This is a genomic window from Bifidobacterium sp. A11, from assembly GCF_000499185.1.
In the GTDB taxonomy this organism is placed as follows: domain Bacteria; phylum Actinomycetota; class Actinomycetes; order Actinomycetales; family Bifidobacteriaceae; genus Bombiscardovia; species Bombiscardovia mizhiensis.
Genome location: NZ_AWUO01000004.1, coordinates 83377 through 108004, shown reverse-complemented (window position 1 = coordinate 108004; position 24628 = coordinate 83377). Strand labels below are relative to the sequence as shown.

24 protein-coding genes are annotated in these 24628 nt (G+C 57.6%); 12 read left to right on the top strand and 12 right to left on the bottom strand.

Going from position 1 to position 24628, the window contains the following annotated elements; all coding sequences use genetic code 11:
* Positions 1-112: 112 nt before the first annotated feature.
* The 4 genes from P273_RS0105085 to rpsD all read right to left on the bottom strand — a co-directional run bounded on the left by P273_RS0105085 (position 113) and on the right by rpsD (position 2278).
* Positions 113-352, bottom strand: coding sequence for a hypothetical protein (locus tag P273_RS0105085; protein WP_024627396.1), 240 nt, complete (start codon positions 350-352; stop codon positions 113-115).
* Positions 352-798, bottom strand: coding sequence for a DUF948 domain-containing protein (locus tag P273_RS0105080; protein ID WP_024627395.1), 447 nt, complete (start codon positions 796-798; stop codon positions 352-354). Before P273_RS0105080 ends, P273_RS0105085 begins: the two co-directional genes overlap by 1 nt.
* A gap of 92 nt (positions 799-890) precedes the next feature.
* Positions 891-1559 (bottom strand): histidine phosphatase family protein, encoded by a 669-nt coding sequence (locus P273_RS0105075; protein ID WP_024627394.1) that lies wholly within the window; start codon positions 1557-1559, stop codon positions 891-893.
* A gap of 92 nt (positions 1560-1651) precedes the next feature.
* Entirely contained in the window at positions 1652-2278 is a 627-nt protein-coding gene (gene rpsD / locus P273_RS0105070) for a 30S ribosomal protein S4 (RefSeq protein ID WP_015021916.1), read from the bottom strand.
* 318 nt (positions 2279-2596) lie between these two features.
* On the opposite strand from rpsD, the gene P273_RS0105065 reads away from it, so the two are divergent.
* Positions 2597-3259, top strand: coding sequence for a TetR/AcrR family transcriptional regulator (locus tag P273_RS0105065; protein ID WP_024627393.1), 663 nt, complete (start codon positions 2597-2599; stop codon positions 3257-3259).
* Positions 3256-4542: an MFS transporter gene (locus P273_RS0105060; protein ID WP_024627392.1), complete on the top strand. Its 1287-nt coding sequence runs from the start codon at positions 3256-3258 to the stop codon at positions 4540-4542. Before P273_RS0105065 ends, P273_RS0105060 begins: the two co-directional genes overlap by 4 nt.
* A 15-nt stretch (positions 4543-4557) precedes the next feature.
* Here P273_RS0105060 and P273_RS0105055 read toward each other — a convergent pair whose 3' ends face one another.
* The 3 genes from P273_RS0105055 to P273_RS0105045 are packed head-to-tail and all read right to left on the bottom strand — an operon-like array spanning position 4558 to position 8073.
* Complete coding sequence (locus P273_RS0105055) at positions 4558-5895, bottom strand: ABC transporter permease (protein WP_081709269.1); 1338 nt, start codon at positions 5893-5895, stop codon at positions 4558-4560.
* Positions 5882-7075, bottom strand: coding sequence for an ABC transporter permease (locus P273_RS0105050; protein WP_024627390.1), 1194 nt, complete (start codon positions 7073-7075; stop codon positions 5882-5884). The genes P273_RS0105055 and P273_RS0105050 overlap by 14 nt, the downstream gene beginning before the upstream one ends.
* A gap of 41 nt (positions 7076-7116) precedes the next feature.
* Entirely contained in the window at positions 7117-8073 is a 957-nt protein-coding gene (locus tag P273_RS0105045; protein WP_024627389.1) for an ABC transporter ATP-binding protein, read from the bottom strand.
* A gap of 178 nt (positions 8074-8251) precedes the next feature.
* Here P273_RS0105045 and P273_RS0105040 point away from each other — a divergent pair, with 178 nt between their 5' ends.
* Positions 8252-9514 carry a sensor histidine kinase gene (locus P273_RS0105040; RefSeq protein ID WP_024627388.1) on the top strand — a complete coding sequence of 421 codons (1263 nt, stop codon included), beginning with the start codon at positions 8252-8254 and terminating at the stop codon, positions 9512-9514.
* Positions 9511-10173, top strand: coding sequence for a response regulator transcription factor (locus tag P273_RS0105035; protein ID WP_024627387.1), 663 nt, complete (start codon positions 9511-9513; stop codon positions 10171-10173). Before P273_RS0105040 ends, P273_RS0105035 begins: the two co-directional genes overlap by 4 nt.
* A gap of 27 nt (positions 10174-10200) precedes the next feature.
* On the opposite strand, the gene P273_RS0105030 is transcribed toward P273_RS0105035, so the two are convergent.
* A complete protein-coding gene (locus P273_RS0105030; protein ID WP_024627386.1) occupies positions 10201-12726 on the bottom strand; it encodes a UvrD-helicase domain-containing protein in 2526 nt (841 codons plus the stop codon).
* A 190-nt stretch (positions 12727-12916) separates the two neighbouring features.
* Complete coding sequence (locus P273_RS0105025) at positions 12917-13210, bottom strand: hypothetical protein (RefSeq protein ID WP_024627385.1); 294 nt, start codon at positions 13208-13210, stop codon at positions 12917-12919.
* Positions 13211-13457: 247 nt separating this feature from the next.
* Here P273_RS0105025 and P273_RS0105020 point away from each other — a divergent pair, with 247 nt between their 5' ends.
* Positions 13458-14048 carry a xanthine phosphoribosyltransferase gene (locus P273_RS0105020; RefSeq protein ID WP_024627384.1) on the top strand — a complete coding sequence of 197 codons (591 nt, stop codon included), beginning with the start codon at positions 13458-13460 and terminating at the stop codon, positions 14046-14048.
* A 39-nt stretch (positions 14049-14087) separates the two neighbouring features.
* Here P273_RS0105020 and P273_RS0105015 read toward each other — a convergent pair whose 3' ends face one another.
* From P273_RS0105015 to P273_RS0105005, 3 genes are all read right to left on the bottom strand, one after another.
* Positions 14088-15080: a D-2-hydroxyacid dehydrogenase gene (locus tag P273_RS0105015; protein ID WP_024627383.1), complete on the bottom strand. Its 993-nt coding sequence runs from the start codon at positions 15078-15080 to the stop codon at positions 14088-14090.
* A 57-nt stretch (positions 15081-15137) separates the two neighbouring features.
* Entirely contained in the window at positions 15138-16307 is a 1170-nt protein-coding gene (locus P273_RS0105010; protein WP_024627382.1) for an aminotransferase class I/II-fold pyridoxal phosphate-dependent enzyme, read from the bottom strand.
* A gap of 340 nt (positions 16308-16647) precedes the next feature.
* On the bottom strand, positions 16648-17592 hold the full coding sequence (locus tag P273_RS0105005; protein ID WP_029676177.1) for a sugar-binding transcriptional regulator: 945 nt from the start codon (positions 17590-17592) through the stop codon (positions 16648-16650).
* Between the two features lie 156 nt (positions 17593-17748).
* On the opposite strand from P273_RS0105005, the gene deoC reads away from it, so the two are divergent.
* From deoC to P273_RS09975, 7 genes are all read left to right on the top strand, one after another.
* On the top strand, positions 17749-18399 hold the full coding sequence (deoC, locus tag P273_RS0105000) for a deoxyribose-phosphate aldolase (protein ID WP_024627380.1): 651 nt from the start codon (positions 17749-17751) through the stop codon (positions 18397-18399).
* A gap of 192 nt (positions 18400-18591) precedes the next feature.
* Entirely contained in the window at positions 18592-19863 is a 1272-nt protein-coding gene (gene fucP, locus P273_RS0104995) for an L-fucose:H+ symporter permease (protein ID WP_253269576.1), read from the top strand.
* A 14-nt stretch (positions 19864-19877) separates the two neighbouring features.
* The gene (locus P273_RS0104990; protein ID WP_024627378.1) at positions 19878-20894 is read left to right on the top strand and encodes an aldose 1-epimerase family protein; all 1017 of its coding nucleotides are present in this window, start codon (positions 19878-19880) and stop codon (positions 20892-20894) included.
* An 8-nt stretch (positions 20895-20902) separates the two neighbouring features.
* Positions 20903-21829, top strand: coding sequence for a ribokinase (rbsK, locus tag P273_RS0104985; RefSeq protein ID WP_024627377.1), 927 nt, complete (start codon positions 20903-20905; stop codon positions 21827-21829).
* A gap of 152 nt (positions 21830-21981) precedes the next feature.
* Complete coding sequence (locus tag P273_RS0104980) at positions 21982-22806, top strand: oxidoreductase (protein ID WP_024627376.1); 825 nt, start codon at positions 21982-21984, stop codon at positions 22804-22806.
* 351 nt (positions 22807-23157) lie between these two features.
* Positions 23158-24189 (top strand): hypothetical protein, encoded by a 1032-nt coding sequence (locus tag P273_RS0104975; protein WP_024627375.1) that lies wholly within the window; start codon positions 23158-23160, stop codon positions 24187-24189.
* Positions 24176-24502: a hypothetical protein gene (locus P273_RS09975; RefSeq protein ID WP_155804700.1), complete on the top strand. Its 327-nt coding sequence runs from the start codon at positions 24176-24178 to the stop codon at positions 24500-24502. Before P273_RS0104975 ends, P273_RS09975 begins: the two co-directional genes overlap by 14 nt.
* Positions 24503-24628 lie beyond the last annotated feature (126 nt).

The following is a 24628-nucleotide window of genomic DNA, read 5'->3' as shown; positions in this document are numbered from 1 at the left end:
AATGACTCGGTTGCCCAGGGCGCGAACAAGTCGCCCGCACTCCGGACTCATAGCTGAATATGGTGATTTTACACCGGCCAGGCCCATCTGTCCTGGCCTGTCCGCCCCAGGCTCAGCCCTGGAAACGGTCCAGATAGCGGCGGTCCAGCTCGTCCTGCCGCTGGTGCATCGTCTGGGTGAACTGGCGCACCAAGCCGGACAGGGTCCGTGAAGCCACCTGGTCCTGGTCCTCGCCTAGCACGAATTCCCTTGCACGCTTGGGGGTATTGGCCCTCACATAGGCCTCGGCCTTGGTCACCAGGACCACGCCTGCCGTGACGCCCAGCCCCATCCAGAAGATCCGTTTGAACATCAGCGGGTCCTCCCCTCGTTCCCTTGGCCCTCATTGGCCTTTTGTGCGGTGGACTTTTGTGCGGTGGAAGGCTTGGATTCGGCGCTGTTGCGGCCTCCTGAAAGGAATGACGAGATCGTCTTGCGCAGGGCGTAGAAGAAGGCCGCCACTTTGATGACCGGCTTGCCCAGCATTGATCCATACAGGTCGGTCAGGGCGCCAACGTTGCCTGCCGTGGTCGAAGCCGCTGCGGAGATGCGATTGACGTCAGTCAGAGTCTGGTTGAGCTGGGTGACCGTGCTGGTGGACTCGTCCAGGGTGGGCACCACATGGTCGCCCGCCTGCTTGATGGTCTGCGCCAGCTGATCGAAGAGCTTCCCCAGACGAATCAGGGGATAGATCAGAAACCCCGCCAGGATAGCGAAGGCAATGGCCGCTATCAGGCCGGCAATCTGTCCTACGTCCATCTGCTACCTCTCTTCCATTGGTACGATACTGGGGACAACGCTAGCACGCGCCGTCTATCAGTCCAGGCCATGACTGGCCTATTGAAGCCGGTTCATTGATTGAAGGACCGAACCTGGAGGGCCCGCTCAAAGGAAGCCTCCGTATCGAAGTCGAATATGGTGACACTTCCATTGCTTGGGCGACTGCTGGTGTCGTAACGCCCGTCGCCGAAGCGGTTGACCAGACTGAGCAAGGTGTTGCCGTGCGAGATCAGCAGGACGCGGTCGCCATTCTTTACATGCTGGTCGGCGGCAATCAGGGCGAATCCACCGGCAATGCGAGTCCAGTACTCGCTGTCGGACTCGGCATCGCCAAAGGGATCGGCCTGCTTGAGGAAGTCCCTGGTGGCGGCCAGACCGAAACGATCCACGATCTGCTGGTAGGTGCCTGCTCCATGGGGCGCGCCTGCAGCCCACCAGGCCATGGCCATGTCCTGCCCCTCGAAGTAGCCGTAGAACTGCTCGCGGAAGTGACTGTCGCTGACAGGTTCGGGCTTCTTCTCCGACTGGTTCTGGGCCAGGATCCTGCGGGCTGTCTCCTGGGCGCGTGTGGTGTCCGAGCAGTAGGCTGCCGCAAAGCTCACCTTGCTCAATTTCTGGCCCGCACGGTCGGCATCCTCCAGCCCCGATGAGGTCAAAGGTGAGTTGGACCAGCCCTGGAGACGGTTGTAACGATTGAAATAGGTCTGCCCATGGCGGACGGCGTACAGATGGAGCAACATGTCCCTATTATCCCACCCATACCTTGGAAGGAGTGGCAGATCCTGACACGCAAAGGGCCCCGGACGAACCGGGGCCCCAACGTTCCTGGTGGTCAGCGAGCGTAGAACTCGACCACGTACTGAATATTGATCTGAACCGGGATCTCCTCCGGCTCAGGCTTACGGACCAGGCTGGCCTTCAGAGAGGCCAGGTCCACGTCCAGGTAGCCGGGGACTGCGGGCAGCACATCCCGGTGGACGCCTTCGGCGGCAATCTGGAAGGGTACCATGGTCTGGCTCTTGGGCTTGACCTGGATGGTCTGGCCGGGCTTGACCCTGTAGGAGGGACGATCCACGATGTTGCCGTCGACCAGGATGTGGCGGTGAACCACGTACTGGCGGGCCTGGGCGGTGGTGCGGGCGATACCGGCGCGCAGGACCAGGTTGTCCAGGCGGCACTCCAGCTCGCGAAGCATGGCGGCACCGGTCTGGCCGGACTCGTGGGTGCCCCGCTCATAGGCGGCGCGCAGCTGCTTCTCGGAGACGCCGTACTGGGCGCGCAGCCTCTGCTTCTCCCGCAGACGGACGGCGTAATCGGACTCGGTGCGACGGCGGCTACGGCCGTGCTCGCCGGGGCCATAGGGGCGCTTCTCGAACAGGCGCTGGGCCTTGGGCGTCAGGGCGATGCCCAGAGCGCGGGACAGGCGGACCTGGCGACGCGCACGCTGAATGTTAGTCATTGATGCAATCCTTACTTGCTTCTGTCGTTATCTGAACGAAGACGGCCGAAACCGTCGAGTCAGGCCTCTCCAATGCTTCACCGTGCCAAGCACGAACGACCTTGCGGCCGCCGACCCATTGATGGGCTGAGACTCCAGATAAGTCCGCGCACAAATACGCAAACCAAGTGTTTATTAAACCACATGAGCCCGACCTGGGAGTTCATGTATGTTGTGATATATTCATACCAACGGTCGGTATGATATTGATTCAAGGCATGCAGACTCCCCCAACCGATCAACAACGACCCATCTCAGCGATCTGAAAGGAAGACGACCATGGCCCGCAACGCACACCCTGAGCTGACGCAGGAGAGAATCATCGAAACCGCTACCGAACTCTTCACCAGCCAGGGCTACGACAAAACCAGCATGCAGGACATCATCAATGCAACCGGCGGCTTGAGCAAGGGGGCCGTCTACCACCATTTTCGGTCCAAGGAAGACCTCTTCGATGCTGTGGCCGACAGGTTGATGAACACCATGAGCGAGGAGACCAGCAAGACCAATGCCGGGTCGAAGCAAGGCACGGCATTGGAACAGCTGCAGTCGCTCTTCTCCCCTGAGCGAGCGCGCAAGAGACTGAAGGCCGCGGATCTGATGTTCCGCAAATTCAACCCAAAGGCCAATCCCAAGATGATCGGCATGGAATTCACCGCCTTAGTGGATGAGCGGAACGACTTTATTGACCTGATCAAAGAGGGCAATCAGGACGGCTCAATGCATGTGGACCATATCGAAGAAACCGCAGAGATTTTCCGGTTGCTGGCCAATATGTGGCTGCTGCCTTTCTTCCGCCGGGGAACACAGGCTGAGCTGCGCACCAGAGCAGCCTGCTTTTTCTCAATTATGCAAGGCTTGGGCATCCCCCTGGAGGACCAGGGATTCTCCGACCTGCTCGCATCCTTCGGCACCGATGCCCAAGGCAAAGTCGTGATATGAGCTCGCCCGATCAGGCCCAAACCTCAAGCAAAGGACTGCTGGCACCGCCATTCATTGCTCTTCTGACGACTGAGATTCTCTCCAATCTCGGGCAGACATGTTTGGTCTTCGCCCTTCCTCTTCATCTGCTGAACATCTCAGGATCAGCATCCCTCTATGGCATGGCCTCCGCTATGGCCGTCCTTCCATCCATACTCCTGACGCCTCTGGGCGGAGCTCTGGCCGACCGGCTACACAAGCAGTCCACCATGGCAGTGCTGGACATTCTCTCAGCGTTGACTGCCTTCTTATATATCCTGATCAGCCGCAAGATCGACCCGGTTTTTTTGACTGTGACCTGCATGATCCTGGTGAATGCCTACAGGGCCTGTTACAGCCCAACGGTGCAAGCGGCCCTTCACTGCCTGGTAGACAGCAAAGACCTGACCCGCGCATCGGCCCTGGTTGCCCAGGCTATCTCCCTGGTGGGAATGATCGGACCAGTATTGGCTGGCATGGTCATGGGATTCTTCGGAATCATGCAGGTAGTCGGGGTTTCCGCCCTGGCCTGCCTCCTGTCGGCTGCCTGGATCAGGATCGCCGTCAGAATTCCCGAACCAGCACAAAGCCGCTTCCAAGGCCCAAGAGCACTGGTGAGCCATCTGGTCGCTGACACGAAAGAGGCTACACAATTTCTGATCAGGCATGGCAACCTCAAAGTGGTCATAGGACTCAGCCTGGCGGCCAACCTCATCTTTGCATCCTATGTCAACGTGGCCCTGCCCTATATGGTCACTCGCACGCTGGGTCTAAGTAACGCCATGCAGGGACTGGCCGAGGGAATACTGGCCTGCGGGAGCCTGCTTGGAGCCATTCTCGTATCCATCCGTCCAGCCTGGTTCTATCTGCGACGGATACCCATGTTGCTCTCGGGCAGCGCCTTGGTTCTCCTGCCCATTGCAGCAGGACTGCTCATGCATTCGCCTACACATGTCCTCTTCGCACTGGTAACCGGATGCATGGCTCTGGCTGCGGGAATGGTGCAGACGGTCAACATCACTTCCCTGTCCTATGAACAGATTCACACACCCGCAAGACTGATAGGCAAGGTAATAGGACTGACCAACAGTCTATGCATGTGCGCGATTCCGCTGGGACAGGCCGCCTTCGGACCGCTGATCGACCACTGCCCTATGACCCTGATCATCACCGGGGTGGTCATGGTGACACTGCTGACATGTCTAATCGCCAGGATGGCCATGAAACCGGACGAACAATCAGCAGGGCGGACGCATTTGCGATGATCCACGAATCCGGCATCATCCGATCATACTGGGGTCAGAGCTGACAGGAGCGACCAGGGTGGCCCGAGTGCGTGTCAGGCGTGAGACCATAAGGCCGACACAGGCATAGGCCAGAGCGAAGAGGGCAACTACGGTCAGCGGAAGACCCCAGGAGGCCAAACCTGCTGCGCTCGAATCCATGATTGATTGGACTGCAGTGTTGTACCACCAGCCCGGCGTCAGTTTGCCGATCGTCTGCATGACCGGAGGCAGGGGGCCGCCTGAACTTGACCCGGAGGTGAACATAACCACAAGCCCGAAGGTCACACCCACGGAGTTTATGAGCGAAGAAGAAGGATTGAACTGAGCAAGCATGAATCCAAAGGATGCCGCCGATACAGCGAATACCAGCATGACAACAAAGCTCAGCAGCACCCTCCCCCAGCCAAGGGAAGCCAAGGACACCCCCGATGCCGCCATGCTGAAGGCAACGAGTGCCACGTAGTATGCCCAGGAGAAGCCTGCCAGAATGAGGGCTGCCGTGAGCTCCTGTCCATTCAGGCTGCTTGACCGCACTGGAGAGGCAAGCAGACGTCGATGTCGGTCGGGAGAACTGAAAGCTCCGAAGAGCGTGGCAACGCAGACCGTCAATGCCGTCATCAGGGGAAAAGCGGCCAGGCCGACTGTCGTGGCGAAACCTTTCATCAGGGCCCCATGGTTATCAGTCTTGGGGCTGGCATGGATGCCCACACGTGGCTGGTTGCCGGCATAGTGTGCCACAACATAGGCAGCCGCATCCTTGACCGCTGCAGATGAATGCAGCTCCATCGAACCTTTTTGGCCTAGACCCGTAAGCAAGGCAGTACGAAGAGCATCAAAATAACTGTCCACCTGCAATTGTGCCAGACTGCCGCGGCTGGAATTATAGGAGGCAGCCGTTTCAACTTTCGGGAAACCAGGTGTCTTACCGCCGCTGTGAGCTTGGGCAGCAGTGTCTTCAAGCGCATCAAGGAACCGTTGGCCATATCCAGCTGGGATGATAACGGTCAAATCGCTTTTACCGGACACATTGGCATCCTGCAGGGCTTGAGGCTCATCTTTGACTGTCACCAACTGGGCCGACTTGCCCAGATACTGCTCTAGACCCTGGCCCATCGCGCAGCCAGCCTGGTTATCGCAGTCCCGGTTGATGACGACTATTTTCGCCTGCGCAGGTTCAAAGCGACCAACCGAGCTTGAGGTATTGGCACGTACCGCGGCCTGCATGTTCGTGGAACCGATGACAATCATGATCAGGCTCATGCCCACCAAATACAGGAGGAGGTAGAACTTATGCGCCCAGATCACGCGCAGTGCTGTTTTACAAGTATTCATACCGTTGTTTCCTTAGGAGCAAACCACAGGTTGTCAGGAAGAGGGCGGCCATAATGGCCAGGATGCCGCAGGTGCGGGCAAAGGGTACCAGGCTGTCGTAGTAGACAATGTCGTAGAAGAGGTTGGAGACCTGCTTGACTGGGTTGAGCAGGTGAAGGATAGGAGCATGCTCCTGGATGGCATTGTTCAGGTCCATGGCCAGGCTGCCGTAGAGGCCGATAAAGGTACTCAGGGTACAGTCGATGCCTATGACCAGGCCAACCTTCGTTTCGGTGGGGAGTTTGGGAATCGCGCCCATCATAGAGCCGAAAGCGGTGGCCATAAAGGTGCCCACGGCGATGGCTATGAGGGCTATCGGGTCACGACCACCGGTTTGCACGCCGCAAACTGTGCGGACGAAGATGTAGGCGACCAGGAGGCTGACTGCGGAGACGAGCCAGGAGGCCAGGAAGGCGCCCGCTGCCTGCCGCCACTTGGGGCTGGGCGAGCTGGCCCGTCGGGCTCCCAGGGCTGAAAGGTTGGGCTGAGTCTTGGCTATCATCTCGGCGGCGGTGCTGGCACCGATAAGGCAGGCCATAGCGAGCACAGCGAAGAAGTAGGGTGCAGTCATTGAAGGGTGGATGTGCGTCAGGCGGATCTGCTTGGTGTAGATTTGCCCGCCGGATTGTAGCAGAATTTGGTTGTTTGGTGAGACAATGGCTGCCCTTGCGGAGTTGGCCTGGTTGAAGCTGCCCAGCGAGGCGGACAGAATGGAGATCGCGATGCCTTCGGAGGCGGTTGCATCGGATTGGATGCTGGCGGCTTCGCGGTCGGACAGGACCATGTTGACCAGTCCGTCAGGACCCGCGTACAGGTAGCCAATATCCTTTCGGCTATCTAGACGCGTATTTGCTTCGTCCCGGGAAGCTACTGTCGTCGGGATAAGCAGCTGAGTGTCCTCGGATCCAGCCTTGGGTTTCTTCGATAGTGAGGAAACCAACTCGTCAGCACCTGGGCTGGCTTTCCAGTTAGCGTCCGAAACAATGGCGAAGTGCTGTGCCTCGGCGGTGTAACTGTCTTGCAGGTTGCCCATGATTCCCAGCATCAGAGCGGCCAGAATGACTGGAAAGGCCAGGACCCAGAAGAGAGAGGAAGTGTTGCGTATCGAGGTCTTGACGTTGATCAGGAATGAGTTCCACATAGATAGGTGCTCCTTACGGCAATTGAGCCTGGGGACCGCGCTCAGTCGCGCAGCTCCTTGCCGGTCAGTTCCAGGAACACGTCGTTCAGGGATGGCGGACGGCTGGTCAGGTGGCCGTAGCTGGTCTTGGTGGATTCCAGGACCGTCAGCACATCCTGCAGGTTGTGCTCGCCCTGTCGGCAGTGGATGACCAGTTCCTTGCCGTCATAGTCGACGGACTGGGCCAGAGGCAGGGCACGAATCTGGGCCAGAGTGGAGTCCTGAAGATCCAGGGTCTCGACGGTGACCTGCTCGCCGGCCTGGACCATGCCCTTGAGCTCCTCGGCAGTGCCCAGGGCAATTTGACGGCCGTGGTCCATGATCATGATCCGTGTACAGATCTGCTCCACTTCCTCCATGTAATGGCTGGTGTAAACCACCGTGGCTCCCTGGGAATTCAGCCGTTCGATGCCTTCCAGGATGGCGTTGCGGCTCTGGGGATCAACGGCGACGGTGGGCTCGTCAAAGAAAATGAGGTCAGGCTGGTGTGCGATACCACAGGCGATGTTGAGCCTGCGCAGCAGACCGCCAGACAGTTTGCCGGGTCGGAACTTGCGGAAGCCGCCCAGCCCCACGAAGTCAATGGCCTGCTCGACCAGATTCTTGCGGTCGGCCTTCTTGGGCACATAGAGGGAGCAAAAATAGTCGATGTTCTCCTGCACGCTCAGTTCATTGAAGACGGCCACATTCTGTGGAACCACGCCGATATGACTTTTGAGGTCGTATGAGGTCGGGGTCATCTCCTGCCCGAATATCCGAACCGTCCCCGATTCAAAGCTGAGCAGGGCCAGTATGCAGTTGATGGCGGTTGACTTGCCTGAACCATTGGGACCAAGCAGTCCGAATACCTCACCGCGATTGACTTCCAGGTCGAAGTGGTCCAAGGCCACCATGTCACCGTAGCGCTTCACCAATCCGCTGACCTGCAAGGCCGGCTCTTGCTCACGTGAACTGTTCATAACTCCATCATCCCAGCCAGGGCTGGCCCAACACCATGACAGCCGTCATCAATGTTGTGGATGCTCAAATCAAACCTATGACATTTGTCACGGGTGGTCCTGCCTGCGCCTAGGCTCAGGAACGGGTAGCCCGAGAATTATTATTTGAGGCAATAGGCAACAGGGCAAGGAGGCATTCATGGGCAGGATAGCTGGCTGGCTGATCCTGCTTGGTCTGGGGACCTTGTGCGGATCATGGTACGGTTCAGGGGTTTCAGGAACCCTGATCGCCGGGCTTCTGGCCTCGGTAGCCGCCGGCGCCCTGTGTGAATGGCTGCTGCCTGCGCCAGGTTCCATCTGGGGCGGTGCTCTGGTGTCGCTTTTGGCAACGTTCATTTCAGACTGGCTTTTCTTCTTGCCAGCCTTGGCCTTCGAGGCGGGGGTCGGACTCGGAGCTATGGTTCCGGCTACCAGATCAGCCGGCATGAAAGATTCCCTAGCCAAGGACTCCGGGCTGGCCCGGCCCAGACTGCTCTTGGCCTTGCTGCCGGCATTCTTTTGGCTGGTACCGGCCATGGCCGACCTCATAGTATTTACAGGCCTCACCCAACGCTATGCCCTGCTGGCTTTGTTGACCTCAGCACTGGCACAAGCCGGCGGACTGGCATGTGCGCACTTGGCCGTGGCTAAGGGTCGTGTCTGGCAGATTGAAGACACCGAGCGCTACCGGATTCGCCAACTGCACGGCCGCATCAACGACCTGGACGAGGAGCGGGCCCAGGCGACCCGAATGGCGCACTTATCTGAGCGGACCCGGATCGCCCGAGATATTCATGACAACGTGGGTCACCTGCTCACCCGAGCCATCATGCAGATCCAGGCTGGCCGGGTGGTTGCTCAGAGCAAGGGCGATCAGAGTACCGAACAGATACTGAACGATGTCGGCAAGACCCTGGATGAGGCCATGACCACAATCCGTCGTTCGGTGCATGACTTGGAGGACGCAGGCACCGACTTCGCATCCCAGATGGAGGATGCCAGCTCCGAGGCTTCTATGGGGCGGCTAAAGGTCGATCTGAACAACGGCATCGAGACGGCTCCCGCACCAGTGTGTCGTTGCCTGGCCACCATCGTCCGCGAGGCCCTTACCAATACGGTCCGCCATTCTTCAGCCAGGTCGGCACAGGTCATTCTGCGCGACCTCCCGGCCTTCTGGCAGATGGTGGTGCAGGACGACGGCGGCATTCAGCAATTACAGCCTGACAGCTCGCACCCAAAGGAGCCAGAACTCCAGCGCGGCATGGGGCTGGCCGATATGGAAGCCAGAGCCAGAGCCTTGGGCGGCACGGCCAACAGCGGTCCCAACCGACAAGGATGGAAGGTTTTCGTATCCTTGCCTAAGGAACCCTGGTCCGACCGCAGCACAGCTGAGCATGTAGAGGATAAGAAGGTCATGGCATGAAAGTCGCTATCGCTGATGACGATCCGATCGTCTGCTCGTCCCTATCAACGATTTTGACGGCAACCGGTACTGCAGATGTGCTCTGGACCGCCAATGACGGACAATCAGTCCTCGAGAATTTTCAGACAGCTGGCGGCAGGCCTGACGTGCTACTGCTTGACGTGCAGATGCCTGGCATGGATGGGTTGGAGGCGGCGGAGCACATCCTCGCCATGGATTCGACTGCCCGGGTACTCTTTCTGACCACCTTTGCAGACAAGGAGTATATTTCCCGCGCACTGGCCTTGGGTGCCAAGGGTTATGTGATCAAGCAGGACGTGGCCTCAGTGGTGCCGGCCCTCCAAGCCGTCATGGCCGGTCAGACGGTTCTTGGAGCTGAAGCCGTTGCCAACCTATCGCTTGGCGAACAGGAGGAGCAGGCGCGAAAGGATACAAAGGATACAGCTGAGCCTGTTCCCCGGCGCTTCCAAAGCCTGACTGACCGCGAGCGTGAAATCGTCGCTCTGGTGGCCGATGGCCTCGATAATCAGGCCATCGCCAGGCGTCTCTATCTCAGCGAGGGCACCGTCCGCAATCACATCTCCGCCATTCTGGCCAAGACCAACCTGGCCAACCGCACCCAACTCGCCGTAGAATGGCTGTCTGCACAAGAGTCGTGAGCATACAGTTTTTGGAGTCTCGATCGTTCAGAGCTTTTCAATCGGCGCCAAACGCAGCATCAGCCTCTTGGTCCCCTCGGAACCGAAGTCTACGGTCAGGACCGAGTTATGCCCCTTGTCCTGAATATCGACCACCTTGCCCAGGCCATACTGGTCATGGGCCACCCTGTCACCCAGGGAGAAGTCCTGAATGGACAGTCCGTTCGACTTGGGCTGGGCTGATGCCCTGCCAGCGTGTGAGGTTGACGACGAGCTTGTCGTGCTCCGCCGGGTCGTGACCCTTCCATTTCTGGAGGAGCTACGAGAGCCATATCCTGATGATCCGAACGAGCGCTGTGAGGAGGTCCGCGAGCGCCCGTATCCATTGCGTGCCGAACCAAAGCCGGAGCCGAACCCACCGAATGAACGATGACCGAATGCACGGCCGTCGCTTTCATCCTCGAAGCCGCCGAATTCGTCCTCGTCGTCACCCAGGTCCCAGCCTGCGCGCATACGCTCATTGCCGGCCTGCCGACGCTTCCAGTCAATCAGATCGTCAGGGATGTCGTCAAGGAATTGGCTGGGCAGCATCTCATTGACCTGCCCCCACTGGGAGCGGACGGCCGCCCGGGTCAGGTAGAGTCGACGCTTGGCACGGGTCACGCCCACATAGGCCAATCGGCGCTCCTCCTGCATCTCATCGGTATCCTCAAGGCAGCGAGAGTGCGGGAAGGTTCCCTGCTCCATGCCGGTCAGGAAGACCACCGGATACTCCAGGCCTTTGGCCGTGTGCAGGGTCATCAGCGTCACCTTGCCAGAGTCGTCGCCCAGGCCCGGCAGCTGGTCCGAGTCGGCTACCAGTGCCGTGGTCTCCAGGAAGCCCGCCAGCGTGGCGTCGGGAGTCTTCTGCTCGAATTCGGCGGCCACAGACTGCAACTGACCAAGGTTCTCAAGCCGGGAGGCATCCTGCGGATCCACCGACTTGCGAAGCTCGTCCAGCATGCCGGACTCCTCCAGAACCTTCTCAACAATCTGAGACGGCTTGGTATCGTGTTCTGCGGCAAAGTCGGTCAGGGAGGTAATCAGATCCCTGAAGGCCTTCATCCGCTTGACCATCAGCGTGGAGGCACCGGGCACCTCCTCAATATGCTGCACCCCCTCCCAGAAGGAGACCTGATGCAGATCCGCGTAGGAGGTCGCCGCCGCCTCGGCACGTGCCGCCAGGCCCCGCTTGGGCACGTTGAGTATCCGCCGCATGTTCACATCGTCCTGGGGGTTGGCGATGGCATGCAGGTAGGCCAGGGCGTCCTTGATCTCCTTGCGCTCATAGAAACGGGTCCCACCCACCAGCTGATAGGGCAGGCCAGCGTTGATGAGCCCCTCCTCCAAGGCGCGGGACTGGGCGTTGGCCCGGTACATGATGGCCATGTCAGAGTATGGAATGCCCTCCTCACTGCGTAGCCTGGCAATCTCTGTGGCGATCCAAGCGGCCTCCTGCTGGGCGTTGTCGGCGGCATAGCCCACGATGGGCTCCCCCTTGCCCAGGGCGGTCCAAAGCTTCTTGGGCTTACGGCCCTCGTTCTTGACGATGATGGCATTGGCTGCATCCAGTATGGTCTGGGTGGAGCGGTAGTTCTGCTCAAGGAGGATGGTCCGGGCTCCGGGAAAGTCCTTCTCGAAGTCCCTGATGTTGCTGATGTCCGCCCCTCGGAAGGCATAGATGGACTGGTCCGAATCCCCCACCACGGTGATCCAGGCCTGGTCCTGCTTGCCAGCATCGGCGCCGGCCAACTCACGCATGAGCACGTACTGGGCATGGTTGGTGTCCTGGTACTCGTCTACCAGCACGTAACGGAAACGATGGTGGTAGTACTGGGCCACCATTGGGGACTGCTGGAGCAGCTGGACCGTGCGCACGATCAGATCGTCGAAGTCGACGGCGTTGGCCTGAGCCAGCCGGTGCTCGTACTCGGCGTAGATCACGGAGTAGAGCTCCTCCTCGTTGCCGAAGCGGGCGGTGATCTGCTGGCCGCGCTGCCCGGGCCGGTAGTCGGAGGCGTACTCCTGCAACTGTGTGCGCCAATCCTGCAGGTTGTTCTTGTAGTCGGAGATGTGGCTCAGAATGTTTCTGGGTGTGTAGCGCTTCAGATCGATGTTGAGATCCTTGCCGATCAGCTTAATCAGGCGCTCGGAATCGGCTGTGTCATAGATGGTGAAGCCCGACCGCAGGCCGATTTCTTTGCCGTCCCGCCTCAGAATGCGCACGCAGGCCGAGTGGAAGGTGGACACCCACATGCGGTCGGCCACGGGCCCGATCAGCCGGCGCAGACGTTCGCGCATCTCGGAAGCCGCCTTGTTGGTGAAAGTGATGGCCAGGATCTGGCTCGGCCAGGCGCCGAACTGGCTGAGAATCCAAGCAATCCTGCGGGTCAGCACCCTGGTCTTGCCCGAACCTGCGCCTGCGCCGATCAGCAGGGCCGGCCCCTGGTATTGCACTGCCTCGGCCTGCCGATCGTTGAGCCCCTTGAGCAGCTCCTTGGCGCTGCGCTGGATCAAGTCCGGTTCCTCGTTCACAAGCCACCTCTTGCCATCTGGTCTCGGTCACCGTCACAGGCCGGATGGCGCACACCCGGCAACCAACTATTTCTACCACAAAGCGGTGTCATCGACCCTGGCTCACCGGTTAGCCAGCAGACATAAAAGACCCCGTCCGCTTTGATAAGGAAAGCGAACGGGGTAAATCGGGGAAGTCGAGATGACCCAGTCAGTTGCGCATTTGATCCTTGGCGTTGTTGACAGCCTCGGTAGCGCCCTGCTCAGCCTTGGCCTTGCCGACCTTGGCATCGGCCTTGGCCTGGTCCATCTTGTCGGAGGCGGCGTCCTTGGCGTCACCCAGCTTGTCCTGGGCAGCGTCCTTGGCGTCACCCATCTTGTCGGCAACGGCGTCCTTGGCATCGGATGCCTTGTCCATAACGGTGTCTTTTACATCGCCTGCGACGTCGGAAATCTTCTCGCCGGCAGACTTCATGGCATCCTTTGCATCATCCAGAATCCCCATATGGTCCTCCTTAGGTCCTTGAACGCACCGCTACGATGCGTGACCATTGCGGTCAATTTTCACTGTAACAGTCAGGGCCTTGAATCCGCGGATTGACGGGCTGACACGCCAAGAAGACACTCCAATCCGCTGGAGGTGAAACCTGGCGGATCAGGGCGGTCTGGCTACAGTCCCAGAACCGGGTTATCTTGGTGTCTATCCGTCGGGACCATAGGGGCCCCGCTTTCATGACGACAAGGATGATGACATGCAGGAACTTGAGGAGCGAATCCGCCGCCAGGGCACGGTCAAGCCTGGCAATGTACTCAAGGTGGACGCCTTCCTCAACCATCAGTGCGACGTGCGGCTCTTTGACCACATGGGTGCTGAATGGGCCCGCTTGTTTGCCGGTCACCGGATCGACAAGATTCTGACCATCGAGGCATCCGGCATCGGCATCGCCTGCCTGGCCGCCCGCCACTTCGGTGACGTGCCGGTGGTCTTCGCCAAGAAGACCCAGTCCATCAACCTTGACGGCGACCAGTACACGGCCCGCATATACTCCTTCACCAAGCAGCGGGAGTACCCCGTCATCGTGGCCAAGCGCTTCCTCAAGGAGGGCGAGCATGTACTGATTCTTGACGACTTTCTGGCCAAGGGCAACGCCCTGCACGGTCTGATCGACATCTGCCATGACGCCAAGGTCGTCATTGAGGGCATCGGCATCGCCGTGGAGAAGGGGTTCCAGGAGGGGGGCCGCACCTTGCGCAAAGAAGGTTACAACCTCAAGTCCCTGGCCATCGTGGAAAGCATGGACCCGGACCAGGGCACCATCACCTTTGCTCAGAATACCGACTGAGCCGGTCGGAGCCCGGTCCGGGTCGCGGAGATAATAGGGTCAGTCCACCTGATGCTCGCTGGTGCCGCCCTCAAGGATGGTCTTCACATCATTCAGGGAGATGTTGACCATGGCAGTCACGGCGGCATCGGTGTAGAAGCCGATGTGGGGCGAAACCTCCACGTTGGGCATGGCCTTGAGGGTCTCCAGGGCCTGGTTGTCGACCTTGGTTCCGCTCAGATCCTTTTCGAAGATGCCCGCCTCCCCCTCGATGGTGTCGATGGCGGCACCGGCGATGGACTTGGTCTGCAGGGCCTCGATCAGGGCCGGAGTGTCCACAATGGGGCCGCGGGCGGCGTTAATCAGGAAGGCTGATGGCTTCATGGCTTCCAGGGCCTGCGCGTTGATCAGATGGTGGGTGGTCTCGTCCAGCGGCGTATGGACGGTGACAATGTCGGCCCGCTTCAAAAGGGTGGGCAGATCCACATAGTCCAGGGTGTCTGCCAGCTCGGGGCGGTGAACCGGGTCGTTGGCGATGACGGTGGAACCCAGAGCCCGGAAGATTCTAGCTACAGCCGATCCGATCTTGCCGGCTCCGATGATCCCCACGGTCAGGTTGTGGATCTCGTGGGCCTGAAGCCCATCCCAGGTGTAGTCGTCATTGGCCTCGCGAGCGCTGGCCTCCCCCAGATGCCGGACCAGGCGCATGACCTGGGCCAGGACCAGTTCGGAGACCGACCGGGGCGAGTAAGCAGGCACGTTGGTGACGACCAGCCCGTTCTCCCGAGCGGCCTGCAGGTTGACGATGTCATAGCCCGTGATCCGCAGAGTCAGCTGCTTGAGGCCATACTCCTTGAGCCGCTGGTAGAGCTCGGGCTCGGGCAGAGCCGCATGCTGCTGGATGACGATGCCGTCATATCCCTTGATCATGTCCACGGTCTTCATCCCAAAATCGCGGTCGGTGGTGTCCACCTGAATGTCATTGGCTTGCGCCCAGGCCTGAATGGCCTCCTGCTCGTCGGGGCGTACTGAATACATGAGAATACTGGTCATTTTCTAGTCCTTGGTAACTGTCTTCATTGATGGTTGTAATTTGAATCGTCGGGGAAATCAGCCGCGATTTTCACGCATGTAGTCGCCAATCCGCTCCACGGCGGTATGCAGATCCTCCATGGAGGCTGCGTAGGAAATGCGGACGTAGCCTTCTCCCCCAGGTCCGAAGCTTGCTCCGGGGATTACCGCCACCTTGGCCTTGCGAGCTAGATCGTAGACGAAGCTCCAGCTGTCGCGCATGCCCTCGGGCAGTCGGGCGAAGATGTAGAAGGCGCCCTTGGGATCAATGACGTCCAGACCGACCTCGGGCAGGGTCTTGACCAGATAGTCCCGCCGCTTGCGGTAGGCTTCGCGCATCGGGTCCGTGTCATTCATGCCCTTGGTCAGAGCTTCCTGGGCTGCATACTGGGCGTTGGTGGTCACCGAGGTAACAGTGAACTCGTTGACCTTGCTGATCTGGCCAATAACGTCGGCGGGACCAGCTGCGATGCCGACCCGCCATCCAGTCATGGCATGGGATTTGGAAACCCCGCCAAGCACGACCGTCTGCTCAGGCAGGATGGTGCCCATGGATACATGGGTACCCTGGTAGGTCAGTTCGGCGTAGATCTCATCGCTGAGCACGAAGAAGCCATGTTTGCGAGCCACCTGGGCCAGAGCTTCCAGATCCTCCCGGGCATAGGTCACGCCGGTGGGGTTGGTCGGGTAGTTGAGCACCAGGGCCTTGACCGGACCATCACTGTTTTCAATGGCGGCCTCCAGCTTGTCCGGCTTGAGAATGAAGCCATCATCGGAGGTGTCTACGAAAACGGTCTTGGCGCCGCTCAGCTGGGCGATGGGGATGTAGAGAGGGAAGATGGGCGTAGGCAGAATGACCGTGTCACCAGGGTTGATCATGGCGGTAAGGCCCGAGAAGATGCCCCCGGTAGCCCCGGCCGTAATCACAATCTGACTGTCAGGGTCGTAGTTCAGCCCATACTTGGCGTGAAGATAGTCGGCTGCTGCCTTGCGCAGACTGGGCATGCCGCGACTCTCGGTGTAATGACTGTGGTTGTCCTGGATGGCCTGGATGCCCGCCTGCTTGACGTGCTCAGGAGTAAAGAAGTCCGGCTCCCCCAGGGTCAACTTCACGATGCCGTCTATTCCGGCAATCTCCTTGTTGAACTCGAGAATGTCGCTCGGCGCCAGAGCTTTGACTCTGGCATTCATATGATCCGCCAATGTCATTGGCTTGTCCTTTCCCATGCGGTTATTACAACCATTGTCGCTGGTGCTGCCCTACCGACTATGCGATGACGATGCACGGGAAATGCTGTCGACGACTGCAGGGCCGGTGGGTTCCGATCCGTGCAACCGTTCCTACAAGGCACGCGGCGTCACAGATCGAATCCGTGCCACCAATAGGTAAATCGTGTGCCCTGCATGCTGAAACCTCCTGCGGAATCTACAATCAGCATTGATAGTAAGCGTACAGCGGTGTTTCAACAATCATACGAGCGCGACCATTATTTGACCAAACGCTTGTGCGCCAGCAAGCAGCGCAATTCCCTCGATTGCAGAGGTTCGCCTATTCCTCTAACAGACGCATGGCAGCCCGGGAATCCGTAATCAGCACATTGGCATAGCCGCCCAGAAGCGCCGCACGCATGGATGCTATCTTGGAAGTCCCTCCCGCCACCAATATGGAACATGGCTTCTTGCGCAACCGATCAAGCTGTATCCCCACCGTTCTCGCGTTAATGCCATCATCCGCAATGGAGCCGTCCGGAGCTATAAATCGTGAAAGCACATCGCCGACAGCCTTATGCTGCAGCATGATGATCTCTCTGCGGGAGAGATATCCCAGTTTGAAAAGCATGGCATCGTCACGAACAGTTCCGCAGGTGAACAAGGCGATATCGGTCCGGTCTCCCTGACGAACGATTCTGTCTATGAAACGGTCCTTAAGCACAATGTCCCGAGTCAAGGCATTGTCGAAGATGACCGGCAAGGGCAGCACTGTAGTGGTGGTACCGAAGGCCATGCCGAACTTCAGAGCGATATCCGCGGCATAATTGTTGAAATCAGATGCGGAGACACTCCCCTTCAGCTGGACTACCGATACGTCCTTGTGCTCATTGGGTCGAAGATGATCGGCTACAGCCTTGAGGGTCCTCCCCCAGCTGATTCCCAAACGGTCGTGGTCTCCGACAATCTCTGCCAGGTAATCTGCTGTAACTGAGCCTAGCTTGTCTCTGATGACGTCTTCATCGCCGGTCGAATCGTATGTCAGCCTAACATCGCGCAGACCGAAAGTCACTTTGAGTTTTCTGGCCAGGGATTGCAGATCGTCCTGCGGATCCGTGATGATCACACGAACAATCCCTTCCTGCCTGGCGAAGGCCAGAAGACGTGAAACCGTTGGACGAGAAACTCCCAGTCTGCGGGCGATGGCGTTTTGTCCCAAGCCCTGCTCGTAATACCAGTGGCAGACTGTGACAGCCTGATTCCTATGCTGCTCATCGTCGATCATGAAACTTCCTCTTCTCCTAGTCGTGCGGAAACAGCAGCCAATGACAACGTCACGTCATGTTGATGTTCGAGCATCAGTATTTGAACATATGTTCATATTAACATTTTACTTCTGTGCATGCACTGTTACAGTAATCCCCACAAGGAGGTAACAACTATGCAGATCAATCGTCTAATCGATCACACACTGCTCAAGCCGGAGGCAACGCTCGCTCAGATCGACCAGGTCATCGAGGAAGCACTGAGCAATCATTTCTATTCGGTCATGGTCAATCCCTACTGGGTTTCCCACGTCCATGAGCGGGTCAAAGGTTCGGATGTCCTGACTGCCTGCGTCATCGGCTTCCCCCTGGGTGCCAACACCACGGCCAGCAAGGTCGCCGAAAGCCGGGAAGCCATTGCGAACGGAGCCGATGAGCTGGATATGGTAATCAACATCGGTGAAATGACGGGTGGTCGAGAAGAGCTCGTTGCCAAGGATATCCGTGCAGTCGTCGAGACCGTGCATCAGGCAGGAAAAGTCATCAAGGTCATCATTGAGACAGCCCTGCTTGACGATAAGCAGATCGCGCGAGCCAGCACGCTGGTGGCCGACGCAGGCGCCGATTTCGTCAAAACATCCACTGGATTCGCCAGCCGTGGTGCCAGTGTGCACGACATCGAGGTTATCAAACAAGCAGTCGGCGGCAGAATTCACATCAAGGCCGCCGGCGGAATCCACACAAGGCAAGAGGCTGAGGCCCTGATCAAGGCAGGTGTGGAACGGCTGGGCACCAGCTCCAGCATGGCCATCATCGGCAAGGCCTAACCTCGGTGTCCGGGGGCCGGCCCCCGGACCAACTCTTATGTTCTCGGCACACGCAATGCGGCGGCCACCGAATGCAAACCCAAGGAGGGGTTCATGCAATCAACAACCTTACAGAAGCGTCCAAAAGCATCCTTTCATCTATTCAGACTGCGCGCGCAGGAATTAGATGATGGTTACTTGGACAGGACGCCGATGCTCCAGTACATCCTGCTCTCCTATCTATTCCCCCTCTGGGGAGCGGCCGCCAGTCTCAATGACATACTCATAACACAGTTCAAAACTATCTTCACCCTGTCCAATGTCGCCAGCGCCTTTGTACAGACAGCCTTCTATCTAGGCTACTTTCTGATTGCCATACCGGCTTCGCTTATCATCAAGAAAACCTCGTACAAGGTCGCCATCATGATCGGCCTTTCGCTGTATACCATCGGATGCTCAATCTTCTTCCCAGCCTCGCGCATGGCCACCTACGGCTTCTTCCTAATCGCCCTGTTCGCCTTGGCCTGCGGCTTGAGCTTCCTGGAGACCTCAGCCAACACCTTCAGCTCCCTCATGGGACCTAAGAAGTATGCCACCCTACGGCTTAACATCTCTGAGACTTTTTACCCGCTCGGCGCCATAGCGGGCATACTGCTGGGCAAATACCTGATCTTCGATGCAGGCCAGAGCCTGGAAAAGCAGATGGAAGGGCTTCACGGACAGGCCCGAATCACCTTCGGCGAGCGCGCCCTTCAACATACGCTGTTGCCTTACAAATACATCATCTTCGTTCTGCTAGTCGCCCTAGTGCTTTTCGCATTGACGCAGTTCCCTTCAGGCAAGCCCAGGGTGGATTCCACCAAGCAGCAGCCTCAGGCGCGCATCGGCGAGACACTGGCCTATCTTGCGCACAATCGCCGCTTCCTTTGGGGAATTTTCACCGAATTCATGTATATAGGGATGCAGACGGCTGTATGGTCCTTCACCATCAGATTGGCCATGGAGCTCAATTCCTCGATCAATGAACGTTCGGCATCAACTTTCATGGTCTACAGCTATGTTGCCTTCTTCGTAGGCAAGGTTATTGCCAACTTCATGATGAAGTCCATGCAGCCCGCCCGGGTCCTGCAGTGGTTCTCAGCCTTCGGACTAGCAGCCCTGGTCTACGTTCTTCTGGTGCGCAACATGAGCGCCGTCTATGCGGCCATCATCGTTTCGGGCCTGTTCGGACCCTGCTGGGCCACCATCTACTCCCAGACCTTGGAGACGGTGACCGACAAACGCCACACGGAAACTGCCGGGGCCATCATCGTCATGTCCATCGTGGGCGGGGCTTTCATCCCTGTTGTGCAGGGGTTCCTTGCAGACATCTCGAACATGTCCCTGTCCTTCCTCATTGATGTGGTCTGCTTCGCTATCGTCGCCGTCTATTCCACGGCAAAGATGCGTGCCTTCAAGGCTGAAGACACTCAGCAAAACCAATGAAAGGAAAACCAATTATGCAACAGCTTCACCTCAATCATGACATGTTCGGCCCTGCCGAATTCACCCTCTATCAGGACGATAATTTCAAAGCCGTCACCTTCACTTATCCATCAGGAGTTGAAGCGGTCCGCATGGAGAACTCGCGCGGCCAGCTCACCGTCCTGCCCTACATGGGCCTGATCATCTGGGATGCGGTCTTCGACTCCATCAGCCTGAAGATGAAGGACATGTTCTCGCAGCCTCTGCCCGGCACCGCCATAGCTGATACCTACGGCTGCTTCCAGTTCACATCGGGACTCCTGGGCGGAGGAACACCAGCCCCGGAGGACGACTATCAGCTTCACGGTGAGGCTCCGACCAGCCGTATGGACAGCGCCTGGTTGGGATTCGAAGAAGAAACCATGTCAATACATGGGCAATTCGAATATGTCAAAGGGTTCGGCGACCACTACCTGAGTCGGCCGTCCGTAACATTGCATGCAGATTCCGGACTCTTCGACATCGGCCTGGAGGTCACCAACCTCTCCAACTACCAGACCATGCCTCTGCAGTACATGTGCCATATGAACTACGCCTACGTGCATGACGGGCATATGGAGCAGAACGTGCCTGACGAGGCTTTCCGTCTGCGCCAGACCGTTCCCGCCCACGTACATCCCACCCCGCAATGGCTGGCCTACAACGAAGAGCTCAAGGCAAGCGGCGAGCTGATCAACGACCTGAACGACGAAAGCCACTACGATCCTGAGATCGTCTTCTTCTCCCAGAACTTGACCCACTTTACGGATATGGCCGAGTTCCGGCTCCATCTGAATGCCGAGCACAACTTCCTGACAAGATTCAGCACCGAGCAATTCCCCATCGTCACCCGTTGGATCCTGTACAACGCCGACCAGCAGGTGGCGGCCTTCGCTTTGCCCGGCACCAGCACGCCTGAGGGCCGTGCCGCCGCTGAGAAGGCGGGCACCCTGATCCATCTGAAGCCCCAGGAAACACGTTCATTCCTGGTAACCACCGGCCTGGAAAGGTAAAGAACAATATGGCTGACATCACTGTCATCGGTTCCAATATGTACGAGCTGACCACCTTTGTCGATCGCATGCCGGTTGAAGGAGAGACTGTAGAAGCTCCCGAATTCGAGATGGGATTCGGCGGCAAAGGGGCCAACCAAGCCATCGCCGCCGCCCGCTTGGGTTCACAGGTCAACTTCATCACCATGGTCGGCAAGGACGAGTTCGGCAGACAGCAGCTGGAGAACTATCGCAGCAACGGCATCAGAGCCGAGGGGATCGGCATCGCTGATGGGAGCAGCGGCGTGGCGCCTATCTTTGTGGACACCAGCGGCGACAATAGGATTTTGATCGTCAAAGGAGCCAACAAGCAGCTGACCCCTGCCGCCTTGGACAGTAAAAAAGACCTGATCAAGGGGTCGAAACTGGTCGTTCTCCAACAGGAGATCGCCCTGGAGACCAACTATCATGCGATTGAACTGGCAGAGGAGTACGGCGTGCCTGTCCTACTGAACCCTGCACCAGCCAATGACGATCTGAACATCGACTATGTCTCCAAAGTAGCCTTCTTCGCACCGAATGAGACCGAGCTAGCAACACTCACCGGAATGCCCACAGGGACATTGGACGAGATCAAAGCTGCAGCACGGAACTTGGTTAAGCGTGGGGTGGGCAACCTGATTGTCACCATGGGCGGCAAGGGCGCCCTCTGGGTCAGCGCCGACCAGGAGCTGCTGGTGCCTGCGGTCATGGTTGAAGCTGTGGATACCACTGGCGCCGGCGATGCCTTCATCGGCTCGTTCGCCCACTACTACACGCAGGGCGAGGATGTACCAACAGCTCTGGGCCACGCCAACAGATACGCTGCAATCAGCGTCACACGCCGCGGTACCCAGAAGGCTTACCCAACAGCCGCCGAGCTGAACGACCTCCTGCAGGAAAGGGTGCAGGTATAAGGTTTTCGCCATGGTCGCATTGCCAGATGTGGACGGGTAGACCGCCCTCGTCTGGCTTTTTATGTCCTTGCAGCAAAATGCTGTCATATACTGTGCCTCAAAGAGAGGCAGGAGCCACGATTCACAGACACCAGCCAGAAGGGGTGATGAACATGCCCAATCGAGTGGCGCTGGTCACCGGAGCAACAAGCGGCATAGGGTTTGAAACAGCTCGAATGCTCGCCGATCATGGATACAAGGTATATGCTGCAGGACGACGAGTCAAACGACTGAAGCCACTGGCCGACAAGGGCGTGACAGCCGTGCAGATGGACCTGACCGATTCTGCATCCATTGAGAGGGCCGTCACACGAATTCTGGAAAAGGAAAAGCGGGTCGATCTGCTGGTCAACAACGCCGGCTACGGCTCCTATGGCCCGGTCGAGCAGGTCTCCATTGATGAGGTCCTTCGACAATTCGAAGTCAACCTCTTCGGCCTCGCCCGATTGACCCAGCTGGTGCTGCCTGCCATGCGCCGAGCCAGAAACGGCCGGATCGTGAACACCTCATCCATGGCAGGCCGAATGGTCACCTATATGGGTGCCTGGTACCATGCCACCAAGTATGCCCTTGAAGCCTTCAGCGACGCTCTGCGTATGGAAACCCGACCCTTCGGCATCGATGTGGTCCTGATCGAGCCCGGAGCCATTGCTACCAACTGGGGCGCGATAGCCGCCGACCATCTTCAGAAGGTAACCCGCAAGAGCGCCTATCAAAAGTCAGGGTTCCGCGCTGCTGCCGGTTTGCGCAAGCTTTACTCCAGCAGGCATTTGACCCAACCATCGGTCATCGCCAAAGCCATCGTTCGCGCCTCGACGGTACGCCACCCCCGTCCACGCTACCTTCTGGGCTTCGGCGCCAAACCTCTGGTTGCCCTCCATGCCCTGCTCCCCACCCGGGCCTGGGACTACCTAATGGTGCATGCCAAGGACCTCTAAACCCTAGAGCGCTGTATTCAAGCTATATTTCATCAAAACTGGTTGCGAACTATCTGGTTTAAGTTTGGTGAAGCGCAGTTCAGGCCTAGACGTTGCGAAATACCAATAGTCTGATACACCTCGGTCTCTTTGCCCAAGGCTGGCGCTGGAGGAAATAGCCGTGCGAGCAACCGAGGATCAGAATATAGAAAGTACCTTGCTGCAGCCATTAGGTGATATTTGTTTTTAGCCTTTGATTACCCATAAACAAAACAAGTGTTTTATATGGCGTTAAACAACGGGAAGTTATAATCTAATTAATTATCGTCGGTTTTCAGCGTGCTACAAGCCGTTTTTTGACAGGGGGTTTCTTTGAAGCCTGAAGAATCCGAGATCAGAGCTGATCAGGAACCAGACGCCAATACCGACCTGGACTCGCCCTTGGCATTTTTCCTGCAGGGTATAAAGAATGGCGTCACCAAGGGGAATGCCGCCATTGAAGAGTTAGTTCATGTACTGGAACGTGAATCTTCCGAATTCGCCTTGGCTCACAAAGCAATGAACAATGATTTTCGTCTGGTAGTCGATACTCCAAAAAATACGCTTGATGCCATCGCTAATGGTGACATCAAGCTAACTACCGATAGAGCAGGCAATACCTTTGCCCAACTTTTGGATCCTAACGGGCGATATGGAAAGAAATTACCCATCAAGCGCGAGGATTTCAGCGGGGGAATCGATCCCGTTCAAGCGGCGAACGCAATACAACTCAGGGCAATTCAGGGTCAACTTGAAGACATCGCTCAGCAGATTGAAGTCATAGATGTGCGCGTGCAGGAAGTTCTCGAGGGGCAACAGAACGACAGGCTCGGCATCCTGCAAAGCGGTATGCGCCTTTATCTACAAGCCCGAGAAGTTGACGATGACACTCTGAGGAAGCTCCTCATATCTCAGGCCTTGCGCGCTCTATCAGACGCAGAGGCTCAGCTCGAGCTGAAAATGGAGTCTGACGTAAAATATCTCGCTAATGGCGACTACGAGCACGAAAAAGGCAAACGTACAAAACTCATCGATGAAAGAATGGAGAGCATCAACTGTTGCTTCCCCGCCATACACGAGGCGTCAATCGCCAGAGCAGCCATTTTTTGCGAGCAAGGAGAGCCCAAGGCCATGGCGAAAGCCTTGGAAATATATTCGCACTTTATCAAGACGACTGTGGGAAGCCATGCAGGCCTTCTAGCTGAATTCGATCGTTCCGATACAGGAACGGAACAGGGAATTTGGCGATCTCGAGCCGCACTTCAACTTGACGTTTCCAATCTAAGCAAATCCCTAGCATTGCCCGAAAAACACTTGTACCTTAAGTTATCTGCTGAAACGGATGAGAGCCATGAAAAGCGTTAGAGGTTGCACCAACCAGGAATGCGATTCATACAAAGAGAACGTCCATTATAAAAAAGACTACGATTACTGTCCGAAATGCGGCTCAAAACTGATGGCCGTATGCAGATCCCGTGGTTGCCACACTTTCCTCGATAACCCGGATGGTATTTACTGCGCTCGCTGTTTAGCAAAAAGAAAAGACAGCGCAGATCATGCGAAGAAAAACATCACCGCCATCGGCGGAGGCTTGTTGGTAGCTGGCAGTTTCGTCGCAAAAAATAGCAAGACAATCATTTCAGTTGCAGCGAAAGCGATCAAATTCCTTCCAAAATAAAGGTTCACGCAAACACGGTATTCGTCAAACATCGGCTTTCACGGTTGTTAAAGTACCGCTATAAGTATGACTGAACTTATAACCTGCATAAACCCCCAAACACAGAAGTCCCATTTTGTGAAGTCA

Coding starts and splice junctions, on each gene's coding strand:
- P273_RS0105085 (WP_024627396.1), bottom strand. CDS start 352: ATGTTCAAACGGATCTTCTGGATGGGGCTGGGCGTCACGGCAGGCGTG.
- P273_RS0105080 (WP_024627395.1), bottom strand. CDS start 798: ATGGACGTAGGACAGATTGCCGGCCTGATAGCGGCCATTGCCTTCGCT.
- P273_RS0105075 (WP_024627394.1), bottom strand. CDS start 1,559: ATGTTGCTCCATCTGTACGCCGTCCGCCATGGGCAGACCTATTTCAAT.
- rpsD (WP_015021916.1), bottom strand. CDS start 2,278: ATGACTAACATTCAGCGTGCGCGTCGCCAGGTCCGCCTGTCCCGCGCT.
- P273_RS0105065 (WP_024627393.1), top strand. CDS start 2,597: ATGGCCCGCAACGCACACCCTGAGCTGACGCAGGAGAGAATCATCGAA.
- P273_RS0105060 (WP_024627392.1), top strand. CDS start 3,256: ATGAGCTCGCCCGATCAGGCCCAAACCTCAAGCAAAGGACTGCTGGCA.
- P273_RS0105055 (WP_081709269.1), bottom strand. CDS start 5,895: ATGAATACTTGTAAAACAGCACTGCGCGTGATCTGGGCGCATAAGTTC.
- P273_RS0105050 (WP_024627390.1), bottom strand. CDS start 7,075: ATGTGGAACTCATTCCTGATCAACGTCAAGACCTCGATACGCAACACT.
- P273_RS0105045 (WP_024627389.1), bottom strand. CDS start 8,073: ATGAACAGTTCACGTGAGCAAGAGCCGGCCTTGCAGGTCAGCGGATTG.
- P273_RS0105040 (WP_024627388.1), top strand. CDS start 8,252: ATGGGCAGGATAGCTGGCTGGCTGATCCTGCTTGGTCTGGGGACCTTG.
- P273_RS0105035 (WP_024627387.1), top strand. CDS start 9,511: ATGAAAGTCGCTATCGCTGATGACGATCCGATCGTCTGCTCGTCCCTA.
- P273_RS0105025 (WP_024627385.1), bottom strand. CDS start 13,210: ATGGGGATTCTGGATGATGCAAAGGATGCCATGAAGTCTGCCGGCGAG.
- P273_RS0105020 (WP_024627384.1), top strand. CDS start 13,458: ATGCAGGAACTTGAGGAGCGAATCCGCCGCCAGGGCACGGTCAAGCCT.
- P273_RS0105015 (WP_024627383.1), bottom strand. CDS start 15,080: ATGACCAGTATTCTCATGTATTCAGTACGCCCCGACGAGCAGGAGGCC.
- P273_RS0105010 (WP_024627382.1), bottom strand. CDS start 16,307: ATGACATTGGCGGATCATATGAATGCCAGAGTCAAAGCTCTGGCGCCG.
- P273_RS0105005 (WP_029676177.1), bottom strand. CDS start 17,592: ATGATCGACGATGAGCAGCATAGGAATCAGGCTGTCACAGTCTGCCAC.
- deoC (WP_024627380.1), top strand. CDS start 17,749: ATGCAGATCAATCGTCTAATCGATCACACACTGCTCAAGCCGGAGGCA.
- fucP (WP_253269576.1), top strand. CDS start 18,592: ATGCTCCAGTACATCCTGCTCTCCTATCTATTCCCCCTCTGGGGAGCG.
- P273_RS0104990 (WP_024627378.1), top strand. CDS start 19,878: ATGCAACAGCTTCACCTCAATCATGACATGTTCGGCCCTGCCGAATTC.
- rbsK (WP_024627377.1), top strand. CDS start 20,903: ATGGCTGACATCACTGTCATCGGTTCCAATATGTACGAGCTGACCACC.
- P273_RS0104980 (WP_024627376.1), top strand. CDS start 21,982: ATGCCCAATCGAGTGGCGCTGGTCACCGGAGCAACAAGCGGCATAGGG.
- P273_RS09975 (WP_155804700.1), top strand. CDS start 24,176: ATGAAAAGCGTTAGAGGTTGCACCAACCAGGAATGCGATTCATACAAA.